The organism is Enterococcus sp. FZMF (assembly GCF_030263915.1).
Lineage (GTDB): Bacteria > Bacillota > Bacilli > Lactobacillales > Enterococcaceae > Enterococcus_D > Enterococcus_D casseliflavus.
In genome coordinates this window covers 1,333,589-1,351,446 of sequence record NZ_CP127160.1, presented here as the reverse complement: position 1 = coordinate 1,351,446, position 17,858 = coordinate 1,333,589, and the positions used below count along the sequence as shown (strand labels likewise).

13 protein-coding genes are annotated in these 17,858 nt (G+C 41.9%); 1 reads left to right on the top strand and 12 read right to left on the bottom strand.

Translation table 11 applies throughout. The annotated features are described in order from the left end of the window. Positions 1-59 precede the first annotated feature (59 nt). Positions 60-980 carry a MurR/RpiR family transcriptional regulator gene (locus QN079_RS06495; protein ID WP_289230543.1) on the top strand — a complete coding sequence of 307 codons (921 nt, stop codon included), beginning with the start codon at positions 60-62 and terminating at the stop codon, positions 978-980. A gap of 79 nt (positions 981-1,059) precedes the next feature. Here the strand turns inward: QN079_RS06495 and QN079_RS06490 are convergent, their stop codons facing one another. From QN079_RS06490 to QN079_RS06435, 12 genes are all read right to left on the bottom strand, one after another. Next, positions 1,060-2,979: a beta-glucoside-specific PTS transporter subunit IIABC gene (locus tag QN079_RS06490; protein ID WP_074535726.1), complete on the bottom strand. Its 1,920-nt coding sequence runs from the start codon at positions 2,977-2,979 to the stop codon at positions 1,060-1,062. Between the two features lie 200 nt (positions 2,980-3,179). Then, positions 3,180-4,022 (bottom strand): BglG family transcription antiterminator LicT, encoded by an 843-nt coding sequence (gene licT, locus QN079_RS06485; protein ID WP_270787854.1) that lies wholly within the window; start codon positions 4,020-4,022, stop codon positions 3,180-3,182. Positions 4,023-4,327: 305 nt separating this feature from the next. Next, positions 4,328-6,103 carry an ABC transporter ATP-binding protein gene (locus QN079_RS06480; RefSeq protein ID WP_289230542.1) on the bottom strand — a complete coding sequence of 592 codons (1,776 nt, stop codon included), beginning with the start codon at positions 6,101-6,103 and terminating at the stop codon, positions 4,328-4,330. Next, entirely contained in the window at positions 6,103-7,851 is a 1,749-nt protein-coding gene (locus QN079_RS06475; protein ID WP_213357082.1) for an ABC transporter ATP-binding protein, read from the bottom strand. The genes QN079_RS06480 and QN079_RS06475 overlap by 1 nt, the downstream gene beginning before the upstream one ends. Positions 7,852-8,047: 196 nt before the next feature. Continuing rightward, positions 8,048-8,266: a YneF family protein gene (locus tag QN079_RS06470; RefSeq protein WP_005235432.1), complete on the bottom strand. Its 219-nt coding sequence runs from the start codon at positions 8,264-8,266 to the stop codon at positions 8,048-8,050. Positions 8,267-8,373: 107 nt separating this feature from the next. Next, positions 8,374-9,177 (bottom strand): ABC transporter permease, encoded by an 804-nt coding sequence (locus QN079_RS06465; RefSeq protein WP_167822441.1) that lies wholly within the window; start codon positions 9,175-9,177, stop codon positions 8,374-8,376. Between the two features lie 2 nt (positions 9,178-9,179). Beyond that, a complete protein-coding gene (locus QN079_RS06460) occupies positions 9,180-10,088 on the bottom strand; it encodes an ABC transporter ATP-binding protein (protein ID WP_271292618.1) in 909 nt (302 codons plus the stop codon). Positions 10,089-10,325: 237 nt separating this feature from the next. Then, positions 10,326-11,849 (bottom strand): helix-turn-helix domain-containing protein, encoded by a 1,524-nt coding sequence (locus tag QN079_RS06455; RefSeq protein ID WP_289230541.1) that lies wholly within the window; start codon positions 11,847-11,849, stop codon positions 10,326-10,328. A 297-nt stretch (positions 11,850-12,146) separates the two neighbouring features. Further along, positions 12,147-13,199 (bottom strand): LPXTG cell wall anchor domain-containing protein, encoded by a 1,053-nt coding sequence (locus QN079_RS06450; RefSeq protein WP_289230540.1) that lies wholly within the window; start codon positions 13,197-13,199, stop codon positions 12,147-12,149. Positions 13,200-13,381: 182 nt separating this feature from the next. Next, a complete protein-coding gene (locus tag QN079_RS06445; protein WP_271292615.1) occupies positions 13,382-14,680 on the bottom strand; it encodes an Ig-like domain-containing protein in 1,299 nt (432 codons plus the stop codon). A 304-nt stretch (positions 14,681-14,984) separates the two neighbouring features. Continuing rightward, a complete protein-coding gene (locus QN079_RS06440; protein WP_289230539.1) occupies positions 14,985-17,072 on the bottom strand; it encodes an ABC transporter permease in 2,088 nt (695 codons plus the stop codon). Then, complete coding sequence (locus QN079_RS06435) at positions 17,044-17,820, bottom strand: ABC transporter ATP-binding protein (protein ID WP_016610278.1); 777 nt, start codon at positions 17,818-17,820, stop codon at positions 17,044-17,046. The genes QN079_RS06440 and QN079_RS06435 overlap by 29 nt, the downstream gene beginning before the upstream one ends. Between the last annotated feature and the right edge of the window lie 38 nt (positions 17,821-17,858).

Genomic DNA, 17,858 nt, shown 5'->3' with positions numbered 1-17,858 from the left:
TTTCTGTAAAAACCATTTACAAATAATCATAAAAAAATGTAAAAAGGAGCATATATACCATGTTGTTACAAGAAAAAATGCGCCAAATCAAACTAGCCCCCGCCGAACGATCGTTGATTGATTATTTATTAGCCAATCCGACCGCGATGGCGGATCAAACCATCAAGGAATTATCTGAAAAAACCTATGTTCATCCTTCTACTTTTATTCGGATCGCCAAAAAATTAGGCTTCAATGGTTGGCTCGACTTAAAAACGGCCTTTGTGGAAGAGCAAACTTATATGAGCAGCCATTTTATCGATGTGGATGCGAACTTTCCCTTCTCTTCCCATGACGGGATTATGACCATCGCCAAAAAGTTGGCAAAGCTTGAACAAACAACGATCGAAGATACGCTTTCCTTGATCCATCATGATGAATTACAAAAAGCGAAACAATCGTTGCTCAATGCCAACCATATCAGGATTTTCGCCAGCAATGCCAACACCTTGATTTCTCAAGACTTTGTTTTGAAGATGCGGCGTTTAGGAAAAAGTATCCACGTCTGCGATACCTTCGGCGAAAGTGCCTATGAGGCATCCAACTGTACCTCCGATACGACCGCGATCTTGATTTCTTACACAGGTGAAAACAAAATGGTTAAAGAAATCGGTAAGATCCTTGCCGAACGGCAAGTCTCCATCATTGGGATGACTAGTATTGGCGAGAATGCGTTAGCGAAATTAAGCGATTGTGTCTTAAATATCACAACAAGAGAAAGGCTTTATTCAAAGATTGCGAATTTTACGATCAATACCTCGGTTTGCTACTTGCTAGATTTGTTGTATGCAGTCGTCTTTTCGGAACATTATGAGAAAAATCTGCAGCATTTGATCGATATTGGGATGGCGTATGATAAGCGCCCCACTTCATCAACGATAATCGCTGAACCAACCTATGATAAAAACCTTCATTATAAAGACTCACTATTTCCCAATTAAATGACTGTCAAAAAGCGATCGCGCCTTCACGACCGATCGCTTTTATCCTTATATAGCTGTTTTTGCAGGAAAATGTTTCCTAAACTAAAGCCGTGATCAAGTCATCGGAACAACCAACTTCTCGTTTGTCAGACTCGATGATATCCAAATAATCCGCTGAGTTGGTCACTAGCACTGGGGTCTCAATATTGAATCCTGCTTTGATCAATGCATCTTTATCAAAGCTGATCAATTTTTGTCCACGAGTGACTTTATCGCCTTGCTTCACATGCGCTTCAAAGAACTCACCATTCAATTGAACAGTATCCAAACCAATATGGATCAAAAGTTCTAAACCATTCTCAGAAATCAACCCGATGGCATGTTTGGTTGGGAACAATGTCATCACAGTACCATCAAAAGGAGCCACAACTTCGCCTTTTGAAGGATGGATCAGGATGCCTTTTCCTAGCACTCCTTGAGCAAAGGCTTCATCTTTGGCACTGCTTAGTGGCGCGATCGTTCCTTCTACTGGAGAAGTGATCACTTCTTTTCGAACAGTCATCGCTGGTTGTCCTTCTGCGATTTCTTCTTCCACTGCATCATCTTTCCAGAAAGCCATGGTCAAACCAAAGCCAATCGCTGCAGCGATCAAGATTCCGAAGACAGAGAACCACATGCCACTAGCGTCGCCTTCTGGAGTGATATAGTTGAAAATGCCAAAGACCCCTAACCCACCAGAGGTGTAACTCGTTGTTCCATTGATCATCAAGAAGGCACCTGCGACCGCACCACCGATCATTGAGTAGAAGAACGGCATTTTTTTCGGTAACGTGATCCCATAAATCGCTGGCTCCGTTACACCGAAAAGCCCTGAGATAATAGCTGGTGGACATAGTGCTTTCAGTTTTTTATCTTTCAGTTTAAAGTACATCGCCATCACTACGGCTGTTTGAGCAAAGCTGGCACCAAACGTAGCTACCAAAATCTGACTATAACCAAGTTGCGTGATTTGCATAATGTGTAACGGTACGACTGACCAGTGAAGACCGAAAATAACCAGTACTTGCCAGAAGAAACCTAGCAACAAGCCATAGGCAACTGGTGAGAAGTCCATCAACGCTTCAAATCCTGAGCTCAAAAGATCCGTCAACATACTGATTACAGGTCCAATCACCAAAAACCCAATTGGCAATGCAATCAAGAGAACCAAGAACGGCACTAAGAACGTTTGGACAACAGAAGGAATGATTTTTTTCGCAAATTTTTGAACTTGCGCAGCAAAGGCAATGATAAAGATGACCGGCACCACACTGCTAGTATACGTTGCGCCAACCCACGGAATTCCTAAAAACGTTTCGTACGCAGGCAAGCCTAACAAGCTATACGGTGCAGCAGCTCCCTCGCCAGCGCCTGCAAGAAATGCGGCTTGCAAAGCAGATCCTTGAATTGTTGGGTAACAAAGCGCTGACCCGATCACGATTCCCACCATTGGATTTAAGCGAAACTTTTTCGCTGACGTATATCCTAAAATCACTGGCATAAACATGAAGATCGAATCGCCGATCGCATTAAACATCACATAGGTACCAGTCGTCGTTGTATAATCGATCAAGCCTGTTGTACCAATAAAAAGCAACAGTGCGTTTAGTCCTTTGATCATCCCCGCCGCACACAAAGCCCCTAAGAAGGGTTGGAAGCAGCCGCTCAAAATATCGATCAAACGATCAAACAAGTTGCCACCTGAAGCTGTTTCTTCAGCATCACCACTGATTCCTGCTACATCGATCACTTCTGCATAGACATCTGGCACATGGTTTCCGATAACCACCTGGTATTGACCGCCACTCTTCATGACCGTCACGACCCCATCCATGTTCTTTAAGACTTCATCATTTGCGACGCCTTCATCCTTTAATTTAAAACGCAGGCGTGTGATACAATGCGTCAAGCTATTGATGTTCTCTTTCCCACCGACATTTGCTACGATTTTTTCTGCTAATTCACGATATTTTCCCATTTTTGATTCCTCCAATTTTTTTGTATTGAAGGTTTAGCCAACTGAATGTCACTATCCAAAATGTTTTCTTTTTTTGATTTCTTGCTACATGGTCAGATGCCTTGAAGCTGACGTTTGATAAGAATCATTGCGAAGAAATTCTTCTTTTTCGACACCTTCTCATGAATCAAGAAATCCTTCTCCTTTCTTGTTTTTTTCAATCAACGATTCTTTTGCACAAGTCTGGCAATATGAATCGTTAAATACAAACTTTCGTCACTGGACATTTGATACTGATACTGATTTTCTAATAGCTCAGCGATTTTTTGTACGCATTGATACGCATTTCGATACTTCACTTTGACCATAGCCAAAAGATCTTCATCGGTTTCATCCACATGAGTACTATGGTTTTGCATTCTTGAGACAAAAAATTTCAAATGCGTAGTGAAGCGATAAAAATAAACGGACTCTTCATCAAAGGTTGTTTTGAAAAAATATTTAACAATGTTTATGATGTCTTGCATCGTTTGGGTTAGTTCAGCAATATTGCCTTGGTCACCATTCTCAGTTTGCGCATTGACGAGATGCAGAGCAATAAAGCCGGCTTCGTCATCTGGCAGCTGAATCCCGTAATGTTCTTTGATTTTCTCTACTGTTTTGCAGCCTATTTGGTACTCATCGGGGAAAAAACGCTTGATATCCCACAATAAGACATTTTTGACCGTCATTCCTTTTTTCGATCGTTCAATGGCACAGTGCATGTGATCCGTCAACGAGATGTAAATGGAATCATTGATTGGGGATGACAATTCTCGCCGAGCATACTCAATGATCTCATTGGATAATTCAAGATATTCCAGTGGTAAGTCAGCAAGCAGCTCTTGAAATTGAGATAAGATCGTCTGATTTTCTAAGCGATACACTTTATCGACCGTTTCTGAAGAAATTTCATCTCCCACTTTTTTCTTAAATGCAATCCCCCGCCCCATAACAATAATCTCGTTTTGACTTTGATCGGTAGTGATCACAACATTATTGTTTAACACTTTACTGATTTTCATGTCCTACCCCCACTTACTTTATCATTACGGATATGGTTCATTGCTTGTCTTTATTGCTGAGCCAACAGTCAACACAGAAAAAACCTCATGAAAGCAGCGCAAATACCGCAGCTTCATCAGGTTTAGCTTGTTAAAAATCAACAATCACTATCCATTAGAACCAGTTTTATTATCTTTATCATAGCAAAGGTAGAAAGCGCTGTCAATCGTTGTTCGTTATTTTTATATTCATCCCTTCTTTCTTTTTTCGTTCAAAAAAACCTTAAAAACGAAAGTCTTTAAGGTTAGCGTTACTATCAAAACTATTAAACTTCACTTGCCTGCAAACGGTACATATCGGCATACAACCCTTTTTGAGCCAAAAGTTCATCATGGGTGCCTCGTTCGACGATCGAGCCTTTATCAAGCACCAAAATCAACTCGGCATCGCGGATGGTAGACAATCGATGGGCGATCGCGATCGTGGTTCGCCCTTGACGCATATTTGCCAACCCTTCTTGGATCAGTCCTTCTGTTTCAGTATCGATATTGGCAGTCGCCTCATCCAAGACCAGCACTTTCGGATCGGTCACCATGGTGCGGGCAAAGGAAATCAATTGTCGCTGCCCACTTGAATAGCTGGCGCCCCGTTCAATCACTTTGGCGTGGTATTTACCAGGTAATTTTTGAATAAAGGCATCTGCTTGAACAAATTTTGCTGCTGCTTCGATCTGTTCCTCACGAATGTCCTGATTCAATAAGCGGATATTGTCAGCGATGTCCCCATAAAACATGAAGGCGTCTTGCAATACGAGTCCGACTTTTTTCCGAAGCTCTTCCATCGTGAAGTCGCGGATATCTTGATCATCGATCAAAATTTGCCCTTCCCCGAATTCGTAAAAACGCATCAACACATTGATGATCGAGCTCTTGCCACTTCCTGTGTGACCGACTAAAGCCACGGTCTCACCTGGATAGGCGATGAAAGAAATATGATTCAATACGTTGTTTTTACCATCATAGGAAAAACTGACATCGCGAAATTCGATTTTTCCTTTGGTGATGGTTTGACTAGCATCGGGGTTTTGCTGCGGCGTGTATTCTTCGTTATCCATAATCTTTAGAATACGGCTGCCGGCGACCATCCCATCAGTAAAGACGCTGAGAAAATCCATCATCTGTGTCATGGGATTAAAGAATCCTTGAATATAGGTCGTAAAGGCGAAAATCAACCCGACTTCAATGGGCGATTCTAAGGCATCAAACCCAAAGACCGTCAACGACAAGGCGATCGCTAAGGCATACAACAAACTAATGATTGGTGATAATAGCAGCGCATTCGTGCGGATCATAGCGTATCTAGTTTTCAAATAATCATCGTTGGTCGCTTCGAATTCTTCATTCAGCCGCGCCTCTTGACGGAATTGCTGAATGATTTGCATACCAGAAATCGATTCATTCAATTTCGTATTCAGCTGACTCAGTTTTTCCCGCATTTGACGATAGATACGAGAGCTGAATTTTTGATAATACCAGATGACTACCATTAGGATCGGCAGAAAAATCAAGTTCAGTAAGGCAATTTTGACGTTGATGCGGAACATGGCGGCAAAAGAAGAAACCACCGCAAAAATTCCTGTCAATACCATCAAGAAGACATACCAAAATTCATACAACGTTTCTGTGTCGTTGCTGACCCATGAAACGATCGAACCCGCTGGCGTCTGATCGAAATAGCGCATCCCAAGACTATGCAATTTTTCAAATAATTTTGCTCGAATATACTGATAGGTTTTTAAAGAACCCATCGAATAAAGGAACCATTGGAAAAACCAAATCACAGCTTTTACCAACACCCCAAAGAAATACAATGCAGCAAAGAAATAAATGACTTGCTGGGTCGCCGTTTGATTGGTCAAATAATTATCCATAAAGGTTTGAATGATCAAAGGCAACAGGATATTGACGATCGATAGCACAAAAGCAAAAAAGATCGCTGCATAGAAGGTTTTTCGAAATGGCTTGGCAAAAAGAAACATTCGTTTGATGATGTTTTTTTGCTCTTTAAAGGGAATCGATTTACTCCATTCTGATTCTTGCATTAGGCTTCACTCCCTTCGATTTTGGCTTCAAGTTGCTGTTTGTCCCACATTTTTTTATACCAGCCATTTGCAGCCAATAATTGTTCATGGGTCCCGCGTTCACTGATTTTCCCATTGTCGATCACGAGAATTTCTTCTGCGTGCTTGACACTGCTTAAGCGGTGGGCAGCAATGATCGTTGTTTTATTCTGACGGAACGTCCGCAACTGTTGTAAAATAGCTTCTTCTGTTTTGGCATCTACTGCTGAAAGGGCGTCATCTAAAATCAATAATTCTGGATCAGTGATCAAAGCACGGGCAATGGATAACCGCTGTTTTTGTCCGCCAGAAAGAGAAACACCACGTTCCCCCACCATCGTTTCGTACCCTTCAGGAAACTGACTGATATCCTCGTGGATCACTGCCAATCCAGCAGCCGCTTCCACTTCAGCTTGAGAAGCCCGTGGTTGCGCAAAGCGGATATTGTCTCGAATCGTCATGGAAAATAAGAAATGATCTTGCGGAACATAACCGATCGACCCCAAAAGAGCATTCAAGGAGTATTGCTTGCTATCGATGCCCCCGAAGGTGATCGCTCCATCAAATGAATCATACTCTCGCAACAAAAGCTTCATCAAAGAGGTTTTTCCAGCACCGGTTTTCCCGACGACACCAAGTGTTTGCCCGGCAGGCAAAGTAAAGTGGATGTCTTGCAGAGCAAAATCATCTCCTTGATAGTGAAAATCATTGATTTGAACGTCAACCGTTCCTTGGGCTGGGGCATCGACCGCATCTTTGGCTTCAATGATATGGGTCTTGGCCGCCAACAATTCGGCAACCCGATCATAACTAGCATTGCCTCGTTCCAGCACATTAAACAGACGTCCGATGGCAAACATCGGCCAAACTAACATGCCGATATAACTGATAAAAGATACCAATTGACCGATCGAGATGGTACCGTCCATGACATAATTGCCACCAACGATGATCGTCAGCACATAGGAGCTTCCGATGATGATCGTAATAAACGGATCAAACAAGGCATCCAGAAAATTGACTTTGCGGTTTTTGATGATGGCATGGTCGATTTTGGTTTGAAAATCAGCGATGTCCTCTTTTTCCTGTCCAAAGGTTTTGATGACTTTCATCCCAGTAATACTTTCTTGGGCTTTGTCGTTGATGGAAGAAAATGCTTCTTGCGAGTCACGAAACGCATCATGCAATTTGCTGCCAAGAACCCGTGCCATGACTGCTAAGAAAGGCAGCGGCAATAGAGCAATGATCGTTAACCGCCAGTCGATAAAGAGAACCATCGCAATGATGGTTGCCCCTCCCGAGATGAAGGAATCGGCAAAGGTCAAGATCCCTGCCCCTGCCACATTTTGGATGGCATTCAAGTCATTGGTGGCATGGGCCATCAAATCACCTGTCCGATGCTTTTGATAAAACAACTGATCCATCCTTGTAAAATGTGCAAATAGCTGTCTGCGTAACGTTTTTTCTAGCCGAGCGGCACTGCCCCAGATATGCGTTCGCCAGACAAAACGAAACACGTATTGAGCGATGGCTGAAGCAATCAAGATCATGACCCAAAAAAAGATCGTCTGCATCGAGATCTCTTTTTCCGCAATCTCATCGATGATGATCCCGATAACTTTGGGAGGTGCCAACTGTACCAAGGCGACCAAGACTAAAGAGCCTACGCCTAACAAATAATGTTTCTTTTCTTGTTTAAAAAACCAACCTAACTTCCTAAATATTGACATAACACTCTCCATTTCTTTATGACCTGTTGCCTTAATTTTGCGATTTTTCCGAATATTCATTGGATTCGGATTCGATAGCCCCGCTATTCACAGAACGTAAATAGCAAAAGCAGTCCGGGGACATTTTTATTAGTTTCTGCATTTTGCCGCAATAAAAAGCGAGCTGATAAAATCAGCCCGCTTTTTAGAAAAAAACCTACTTTTGGTTTTTCATTTGCTGCATCATCTGACGAATTTTTTTCTCAGAAGGTTTTTGACCCATTGACATCATCATCGAGCGAAGCATATCCTCATTAACGGGAGGATTTTTCTTTAGATAATCTTGCATATATTTACGCGCCAAAAAGAAGCCGCCGACAGCGCCTAGTAATGCTGCAACAACAGCGATCACGATTACGATTCCTACACTAACCATTCGAAAACTCTCCTTTCTCTTGTACTCTCAATGAATCATTTTACTAGAAAAAAACACAAAAAGAAAGAGTGAAAGCTGGATTTATCCAAAAACTTTCACTCGTTTCCTCAACTTAATGCGACATCTCTTTTGTTGAATAACCAATTTGTTAAAAGGTAGATTAAAACACTGTAAACAAGGATCCCGATCGCCATTTCCCAATAGCCCAATCCTGGATCAAAAGCAGTCATCTGCATGTCAGGACTATTTAATACACTCGGTATCTGCTCTTTGATATTCATAAAATTAAATGGATTCCACTTCAGCCATGGGTATTTTTCTTGCGCAAAAAGCATGATCGAGTTGATGATACTGCTTCCAAACAACATACCCAAGCCTAAGCCTACCGCCAGGCTTTGAGAGCGAATGACGGCTGAGATAAAGAGGGTCAATGCAATATAAAAGACGATCAATAGCAAGTTGGTTCCCGCAAAAACAAGGGCAACGAGAATCGCCGCTAGCCCGTTGTAACCAGTAGCAGCAAAAGGTGATTCAGCAGCTAAAAATAAATTGGCAGCTGCTAAACTACTGATCAGTAAAACAGCGGTCCCTAACAGCGCAAATAAAAACGTGTTGATGGCTTTTGCTGCCAAGATTTGACTTCTGGAAAAAGGCCGAATCAATAAGAACTTGATCGTTCCTCGACTAAACTCTTCCGCCACTGAAGAAGCTGCCACAATCACTACAAATAAGTTTAAGAACGACGTCATATCGCTTAAAGAAGCGAATAAATCATTGGCCCCAATTTCTGGACTACCTAAGCGTACAACATAGGTCAAGCCAAACGTCATTAAAACCAATAAAAGCAGCATGATCCAAGTAGAACGCTTTTTGGTTAATTTGATCCATTCATTTTTTATCAATGTCAGCATGCTTACAAACCTCCTTCTTCGGTCCAAGCCAAGAATGTATCTTCTAAAGAAGATTGCTTTGTCCGTAGTTCTTTTAAGCCGATACCCGCCGTCACGATCGCTGCAGCGATTTCAGAACGCTGATCTGTTTGCAACGTGACTTGCAATTCGTCTTCTACGTGCAAGACCTCGACGTCAAAGGAAGCTTTTAACAGTGCTTCTGTTTGCAAGTTATCATCGGTTTTGATGATCAACACATTTTTCTCTGCTTTCAACTCTGCCATTGCTACTTGATGGGTGACTTTTCCTTTTTGCACCACGATCAAATGATCCGCAATTTGCTCGATGTCGCTTAACTGATGACTGGAAACTAAAACAGAGACCCCTTTTGCTCGCAAAGAAAGAATCATTTCCCGGAACTCCCGCATGCCTTTAGGATCCAGCCCATTCATTGGCTCATCTAAAACTAATAGATCTGGTTGATGGACCAGCGCCTGGGCAACACCTAAACGCTGACGCATCCCTAGTGAATAGGTTTTGACTTTTTGATGGATATGTCCTTCTAAATGCACCTGACGGATCAGGGCTTCTAGCTCAGAGGCTGTGCCTTTTTTCTTCGCCATACGCTGGTACTGCATCAAATTCTCATAACCGGTCATATAATTATAAAACTCAGGATTCTCAACGATCGCTCCGACTGAGGCAATCGCTGTTTTAAAAGAAGAATCCAATAAATTTCCCATAATGGCAATCGATCCTGTGTTGTGCTTCATCAAGCCAACGATCATTCGGATGATCGTCGTCTTCCCAGCCCCATTGGGCCCTAATAAACCAACGACTTGTCCTTGGTCCACCACAAAGGAAACATCATCAATGATTCGTTTGGTTCCAATCAATTTGGAAACATTTTGCAGTGCTAATACTTCTGTCAAAGTTACCCCTTCTTCCTAACACCATTTCTGCAACGATTTTAAATAAAAAACGTTATGATAATATGTATACCATGCCATCTCTGTAAAAAAAAGTCAAGAAGCGAAAAAGGAACATCGATGCTTCTGTTTTTGCTTCTTGACAACTTCGTTTATCACTGTTGCTTTTCACGTTTGCCCTATTGCTGGTCAAACGCTTGGCAAAATTATAAGTTCTATTTGCTCGATCTTATAGCGGGCTCACTCCGTTTGGTTGAATGCCAGTTGGGCGAACGCTGCCTTGTTCTTGGCACTTCTGATCTGTTTGATCACTTGCTTGAGCTGTTTCCACTCCTTTGCGCTTGGGTGACCATTCCAATAAAAGAGGTAAGGCTGTTCTTCCTCGGAAAATTCCTGATGGATCGGATAATCGCTGATCACCAAATCTGGTTTTTGAGACAGCGAATAATGGGCCATCGCTCGATGCGTGGCATTCATCAAGCGGTTCTTGATCCAAAGCTCTTGCGTTTTTCCGTATTTCGAATGGATCGAGAACGTGACCGGCTGTTCATATTTGATAAAAATAACTCTCAGTAACATACAGTATTGGAAAATCAAACGATCATTCATTTGCAGTAATCTACGCAACGCTGGTAAAGAAACAGTCGCTTCCAAAAAAAACCGTTTCATGGTTGGATAGAGTACTGGAAAAGCGGCTTGCAGCTCTTGCTCGTCGGTTGTTTTGCCAAAACTATCGCTTTTTTGTCGCGTACCAAAACAGCCAGAGGCGGAATGGATCATGACCAGATTAACCAGTAAATAGTTTTTTTCGGCTTCTGTAAACGTCAACCGAAAATACACGGCTAGTTTTTCAACGAGCTGCGCTTCTTGCTGGTACTTTGGCTGATTCAGCCACGAGATATTAGCAGCATCGAGATCCTCCTCAAGATAGGTGTTCATTACCCCAAACATATAATACAAGAAGCTGCGTTCAACCTCCGAAATTTCAGAAAACGGCAGATGATTCCTGTGAAACAATGGGTTCAAAAAGACCTGATCAAACTGATTTTTTTCAATTAATGGGTGCTCAAACGTCAGTACTTCGTTGGGTAAAAACGAAAGCGGATGCTTTTGATGGATTCTTTGCACGGAGATAGCGAATAGATGAAGAAATTTATCGATATCGATTTTTCTCATATAAGAAGCATGGGTTTCAACCAACGCTTCAGCCTGCTCTTTCTCCTTGATCGATGCCAAGACTTGTGAGTCCTTCTCATCAAAAATTTGCCAATAGGTAAGATGATAAAAATAGCGGATCGCATATTCAGCACCTGCCAAAGGATCACCTTTTTTTAAACTATAGGACAAATGATAATTCGCCAAAACATGATTTAACTCCTGCAATTTTCGTTGAATCGTGCGGGGACTGCGAAAGGTTTTGTGGCTGAGTTGTTCAAGGGAATGATAATCCCCCTGAAAGAGTGCATCCAGCAAGATAAACCCAACGGTTCCCTGCAACAATACACTATAGGCTTGACTCAATAGGAATCGTGGAGAAAAAGCAATCGACACTTCTTTCTCCAGCCGATCATAGGTCAAAGTAAACTGAGGATAGCGTGCGCGAAACACCTCTACTTGCTGAACGATCGACTGCATTTTGGTGGTTTTCCTATCGAAAACACCTGAGAGCTCTTTAATTGTATAGTCTTCCTTGTTCGTTTCGTAACAATAACTTAGAAACGCATAAATTTGTTTTTCTGTCGCATCCAAAAGTGCGTGTAACATGAAATTTCCCTCGCTTGTATAATCAGCAAACGCTGTTTTTATCCTAAATTTGTCATCTTACAAAATTGTAAGCTGGCAGTGTTTGGTGATCGTACCACCGTGCGCTCTTTTCTGTCAAATCACTTTTAACAAATTTTCCTTTCGTTATCTGTATATTTTCATAAAAAAAGTCTGACGCCTCAAAACGATCGTCAGACTTTTTGTTAAAAACGGTAAAACAAAACGTGATTGTGCTTTCTGGGGAAGAAAATTCCAATCGTGGGTTATCAATTCTCTCATTATCCTCGACTTTTTTCTTTACTGCCTCTCATCAGAAAATAACTTTCGATTCAGCCAGTAAAGGAAGACAGTAAGGATAACCACGCCTAGACCAAAGAGTAAATAGCGAATACTCGTATTTTTGCTGCCGGTTTTCGGTAGTACGGCTCCGTTGATCTCCTTAGCACTGCTTGTCTCCGTACGTTGTTCCTGTTCCATTTTCACTGAAGACGATGCTTTAGCGAGTTGTTTGCCTGCGGGATCATTGGAGGAAACACTTCGCTTGCTTGACTGACTTTGGTTAGGCGCTAATTTGTTTGGTTTCGTTTCTGAATCTGAAAGATCCTCAGATGCCGTTTCACTAACGGTCGTTGTTCCTGTTGTTGTGGTGGTTTCTTGACTCCTAATTGTCTGACTCGATTCACTCTCGCTAACTGGTTGGGTGCTCGAATTTTCTGACTCACTTGCATTGTGACTACTTTCGATACTTTGAGAATCCTGCCTTGTGTTTTCCGTAGTAGATGTCCTTGGATCCGTCGATTGAGAGTCGCTAAATTTCGGTTCGATACTACTAAAGGAAGAGCCTGTTTCTTCAGACACCTTAGAGCTTGCGCTTATCTCAGAGTTCGTGCGCTCACTAGAGCTCGGGGGTGTTATTACCTGCCATTGACTAGGCTTCAAGTTTTCAGTAATCGTTGTTTCACCGTCATAAATCACAACTAAATCTACTTTATCCACACTTTTGATCTCATCGATGGCCATCTCAGCATAGATCCTTAAGTAGTTTTCAACACCTGAAAACCAATCGACATTTGTTAGATACGTTTCACCAATCACCTTTTCACTGTGTCCATTGCCATCCCAACCATAAGTTAAACGGATACAAACGTTTTGTGAAGTCAGCGTTTTGTTCGGCCGTACCGGGATCGTAATGACGTTCAAGGCTTCATCATAGATCACTCGGTTCGTTTGAACAGAAAACGATAAATTCCCTCCGGCTCGTTCTTTTGCTGAAGTATGATCGAAACCAAACACCAGCAGCAATAATCCCGTTAACAGCAAAACCACCACAATTCCAACCAGTTTTCTCATTTCCTCACTTCCTGAATGAATATTTCAAGATAACTTGATAAGAAAATTATAATAAATTTTCAGAGAAAACATGCGCCGAAAAAAAAAGGAAAGACCCAATAAAATGGCATCTTCCCTTTAAATAAGTCTTTATTAATTATTCTTCCAAGTAAAAAAACTGCCTCCAAAATATCAGTTTCTATCTACCTGATAAATTTACTCCAACTTAACTTCAATGCGCAGCCTGCTAAAACCATTCCTATTGCAATCCATAAATGATTAGACGATTCATTCGTTTGAGGAAACTGCTGTTTTTCTGATTGATTATGCAAATTATTTGATTGGGATACCTGCATGTTCCCAGGGGTTGAACTTTGATGTGTAATCGCTCCATTATTACTAGAACTACTCCCGTTATTTGATTCTGAACTACTAATCATACTGCTTTCGCTACTTGGTTCCGTGCTACTGCTGGTGCTACTTTCACTACTTGGTTCCGTACTGCTACTTGTACTACTTTCACTACTTGGTTCCGTGCTGCTGGACTCTCCTGGTTCACCGGTTCCGCCACCACCGCCACCATAGCGTGGCGTATAGCCAGTAATACTGCTTGTTCTTGGCACATCATTGACCAAAGCATCAAGGATGCCCCGATTGGTATATTGTTCCAATGAACCATCCGTTTCTGTTTTGTAGGTAATGTAGATCCGTTCCTCTGTATCCCGCAAAGGAATTTCAAAGGAGCCGTCACTATTTAAAACGATCGGTACTTGCTCGACATACGTTGGGTTGGAAACGCTGGGTCCATAGACCACTCGAGCACTCGTACTGACTAGTGTCTGATGAGGACCTAAAAAGTCAATAAACGTTCCATCTTTGATCGTCACTTGGTCCGTGTCAAACGTGTTGATATACACTCGCCAATCAATGATCCGTTTGGGTTCTTGCGTACCTAAATACAGTCCTTGTTTGGTGAGTAAGGCACCCTCCCCTGAATCATCCACTGCTTGAATAAAAATAGGCACCGATTGCGTCCCATTTGCCGTTTCAAAGTTGATGTTGTTGATCTGGTTTTCTATCACGTCATCACTGAACTTTGTCCAAAAATAAAAGTCCCCATGTACATTGGTATTTTGTTCGACAAATTCCGTGAAAACAAAGGTCAGCTGATTGCCAACTTGGATAACATTGACCACTAAGTTGTTATTTTCATCGTATAAAGCATACGTATTATTAACGCCTTCAATCTCAGCTGGCAAAGTGACGGTCGCTTTGTCACCTGCTTTTAAATCACCTAAGTCCTCCAAACTCCAGGTCATATCTATTTTAAAGGAATCATCCTTTTCAATACTTGTGATGACCTCGTTGTGGCTATTAACGATCGATACATTTGTGATCAGCTTGGCACCCACATCGGTTTCCCCATAAACAACCCGCATACCAGCAAAAACAGGAATCAACAGCAGCAAGACAGCAAATGCTTTTCCTAAATGTTTGATCATTGGTTTCCTCCCTTAAGTGAGCGCTTAGCTAAACCCATCGGTCACAGCAATTACTGTACTCGACATGAATATTTTCATTAACAGTTGTCTTTTCGTTTCACGGTGAGAAAAATAGACTTCCAGTTGCCACATTCTTGCCGCGTATCAGCGACTGCTTAATAGAATCAGTGTTAACTAATTTTATCTACTTTTCGGTGTTTTACACAATTAAAACGCTTCATTGGTGAAAGAAAATAACAATGCAGCAAGCAAAAAACCAAATCCCAATCTGTGTTGATTGAAAGGGATTTGGCTAAAAATTAAATCACTCTGTCGGATCGGCGATTCGATCAATTTGCTGGAAGTATCGATACTGACAAACAAAGTAAAAAACGATTTGGAAAATCAAAAAGAGGCTAACGATCACACCATAGTATTGCCAAACAGGCAATTCTACTAAAATACGCAAAGCGGTCATTGCCACCGCAAAATGAATCATTGCCACGACTGTTGGCAAGAAGTACATCACTTGCAGCTGGCGTCTCAGAACGTTGTGACGCTCCTTCGGCGACACACCTAAAATATGCAAGGAACGATGATACGCCCCATCTTTATCTAAATCTGCAAATAAACGGAAATAGATAATCGAAGCGGAGAAAATAAAGAAAACCGAACCTAGTAATACCGTGATCATTAAAATGATGCCATTTCCTTGACGATTTTCTTGGAAAACTTGGTATTTTGAGGTATAAAATGTGCGGACGGGTATGTCTTTTGTTGCTTCGGTCCACTCTTCATTGGTATAATCGCCCTTGGCTTCCAGCTCCTGACTAATTTCTTCGTATTGCTGATCGATCAAGGCATTTTCTTTATCTAATTTTCTATTAAATTCATAGACTAATTCAGGTGTTTCTGCCCATTCAGCGTAATCTAACCATGTAAATCCAGATTCATATCCGTCTCTCCATTCATTTAATTCAGCAATCCATTCATCATAAGATGCATCTGTCACTACGCCTAATCCATAATAATCAAGCGAAAGCATCGATGGACTATATACAAAGGTAACCTCTTTTTTTGTACCGATCTCCGCATTTAGCGAAATCGAATAATCTTTTTCCCGCTCACTCTTTGGGAGTGCCTGCAAAACTTTTCGACGAGAATAATTACTGCTGAGTATCATGACTTCTTCATCCGCAACTGTATCAGCTTCTTCTCCAATTTGAGTCATTAATTTTTGATAGTCACTTTCTCGCATGACTGGATAACTGTTGGTTGTGAAGTAAGGGTCATCTATCATTTCCGAATCATCTAAATCTACACTCACCCAAAGTACTGAAACGTTTTCCACGCGCGGGTGGTAGCCTTGATTTTCCAATTCTGTTTTTAGTTCTTCGATGATCTTATTTTCACTGCCTATTTCCGAATCGTACCACGGAAACACATAGGCTACACTGATTCCTTGGATCGAAGAAAAAGAAGAACTGCCGATCGCCAGCATCACGGAAATCCCAACGAATGCCACGGAGGTACTAATAGCGATCAGACTATACATCGCCGCATTGTCTCGCATGCGAAAGATCCATTCGCTGATAGGCAGCATCCGAGTCCCTCGTAAGAAGGTCGGGCGTTTTTTTAATCGTTTCAACAGAAATACGCTGAACTGATGGAATGACAAAATCGTACCTGCAACAGTCAACAAGACTCCTAGCATAAGTGGCAGCATTGAGTAGGTTTGGTAGCTAAAATAAAAGACCGATCCATAGCCAACTAGTAACAGCACAATTCCTGAAAATGCCAATGCCCAATGACTTTTTGGCTCAGGACGTGGTTTTTCATTTTCTTTGATCAATGAGATGATCTGTTCTCCTTGCAAGGCGCGAGTACTGAAAAAGGAGATCAAAAGAAAAATGAAGACATAGATCCCAAAGGTCAATCCTAAAGCTTCCAGAGGAACCATAAATTTCAGTCCTTCTGTTAAGTACATGACATTTTGCGCAATCAGCAGCAACAATTTCGTCACTAAAATCCCCAATCCAATACCAGATACTGTGGCACAGGTTCCTAAAAGGGCATTTTCGACAAACAAAATCTTTCGCAGATCTTTTTCTTCGATCCCCAAAATCAAGTAGATCGCCAGATCACGTTTGCGTCGTTTCAAAAAGACCACAAATGTATACCATAAAAATAACAGCGACAGTAAGGCGATCACCACGAGCGCGACGGATAGACCGACCTCAGCTAAGTTTGAAAGGGTACCGCTATTAGATAAGTTTTCTTCCAATTGCGGATGAAAGAGCAAAAGACTAAAGATATAAAACACCATCGCCGCAAAGGCGCTGCTGACGAAGTATGCTGCATAGGTTCGAAAATTTCCCCGCAGATTACGAATGATCAACTGTCTGAAATTCATGACGGCGACCTCCTAAATGTGCTAGGACTTCAAGAATTTTTTGATAAAATTGCTGTTGATCAGCACCACGATAGACTTCGTTATACAGCTTTCCGTCTTTGATGAAAACGACCCGATCAGAAAAGCTGGCGGAATACGGATCATGGGTGACCATCATAGTGGTGACTTTTCGCTGTTTGTTCATCTGACTTAGTATTTCCATGACATCTCGTGCTGCCTTGGAATCAAGATTACCCGTCGGTTCGTCTGCTAAAAGCAATTCTGGTTGATGGATCAAAGCTCTAGCAATCGCAACTCGCTGCTGCTCTCCACCGGAAAGCTGATAGATGCGTTTGTCTTTTTTCTCATAGATCCCAAGTTCACGTAATAGCTGCTCCGAACGTTCTTTCATCTCAGGAACTGCCACCCGATCCAATGTCAGTGGTAAAATCACATTCTCAAGCACGCTCAATGGCGAAAGTAAATTGTAGTTTTGAAAAACAAAGCCTAGTTGCCGACGACGAAACTCCGCGAGTTTTTGCTTAGATAATTCTAGTGGCTGCTCTCCCTTGAGAATCACCGAACCTGAAGTCGGTTTATCCAATGTTGCCACCAAATTCAGCATGGTGGTCTTGCCACTGCCAGATGGCCCCATAATGCTGATAAATTCTCCTTCTGGCACTTTGAGATCGATTTGTTGTAAAACCTCAACAGACACTTCCCCTGTATAGGTTTTCGATACATTTTTCAATTCTAGTAAAGCCATCATCTTCACTCCTTTGCTACCAGTTTAGCAGGCGGCACCGC

What these genes read in the sequence shown, in the direction of transcription:
- QN079_RS06465 (WP_167822441.1), bottom strand. Translation starts at nt 9,177, where the DNA reads ATGCTGACATTGATAAAAAATGAATGGATCAAATTAACCAAAAAGCGT.
- QN079_RS06490 (WP_074535726.1), bottom strand. Translation starts at nt 2,979, where the DNA reads ATGGGAAAATATCGTGAATTAGCAGAAAAAATCGTAGCAAATGTCGGT.
- QN079_RS06445 (WP_271292615.1), bottom strand. Translation starts at nt 14,680, where the DNA reads ATGATCAAACATTTAGGAAAAGCATTTGCTGTCTTGCTGCTGTTGATT.
- licT (WP_270787854.1), bottom strand. Translation starts at nt 4,022, where the DNA reads ATGAAAATCAGTAAAGTGTTAAACAATAATGTTGTGATCACTACCGAT.
- QN079_RS06470 (WP_005235432.1), bottom strand. Translation starts at nt 8,266, where the DNA reads ATGGTTAGTGTAGGAATCGTAATCGTGATCGCTGTTGTTGCAGCATTA.
- QN079_RS06440 (WP_289230539.1), bottom strand. Translation starts at nt 17,072, where the DNA reads ATGAATTTCAGACAGTTGATCATTCGTAATCTGCGGGGAAATTTTCGA.
- QN079_RS06455 (WP_289230541.1), bottom strand. Translation starts at nt 11,849, where the DNA reads ATGTTACACGCACTTTTGGATGCGACAGAAAAACAAATTTATGCGTTT.
- QN079_RS06480 (WP_289230542.1), bottom strand. Translation starts at nt 6,103, where the DNA reads ATGCAAGAATCAGAATGGAGTAAATCGATTCCCTTTAAAGAGCAAAAA.
- QN079_RS06450 (WP_289230540.1), bottom strand. Translation starts at nt 13,199, where the DNA reads ATGAGAAAACTGGTTGGAATTGTGGTGGTTTTGCTGTTAACGGGATTA.
- QN079_RS06495 (WP_289230543.1), top strand. Translation starts at nt 60, where the DNA reads ATGTTGTTACAAGAAAAAATGCGCCAAATCAAACTAGCCCCCGCCGAA.
- QN079_RS06475 (WP_213357082.1), bottom strand. Translation starts at nt 7,851, where the DNA reads ATGTCAATATTTAGGAAGTTAGGTTGGTTTTTTAAACAAGAAAAGAAA.
- QN079_RS06435 (WP_016610278.1), bottom strand. Translation starts at nt 17,820, where the DNA reads ATGATGGCTTTACTAGAATTGAAAAATGTATCGAAAACCTATACAGGG.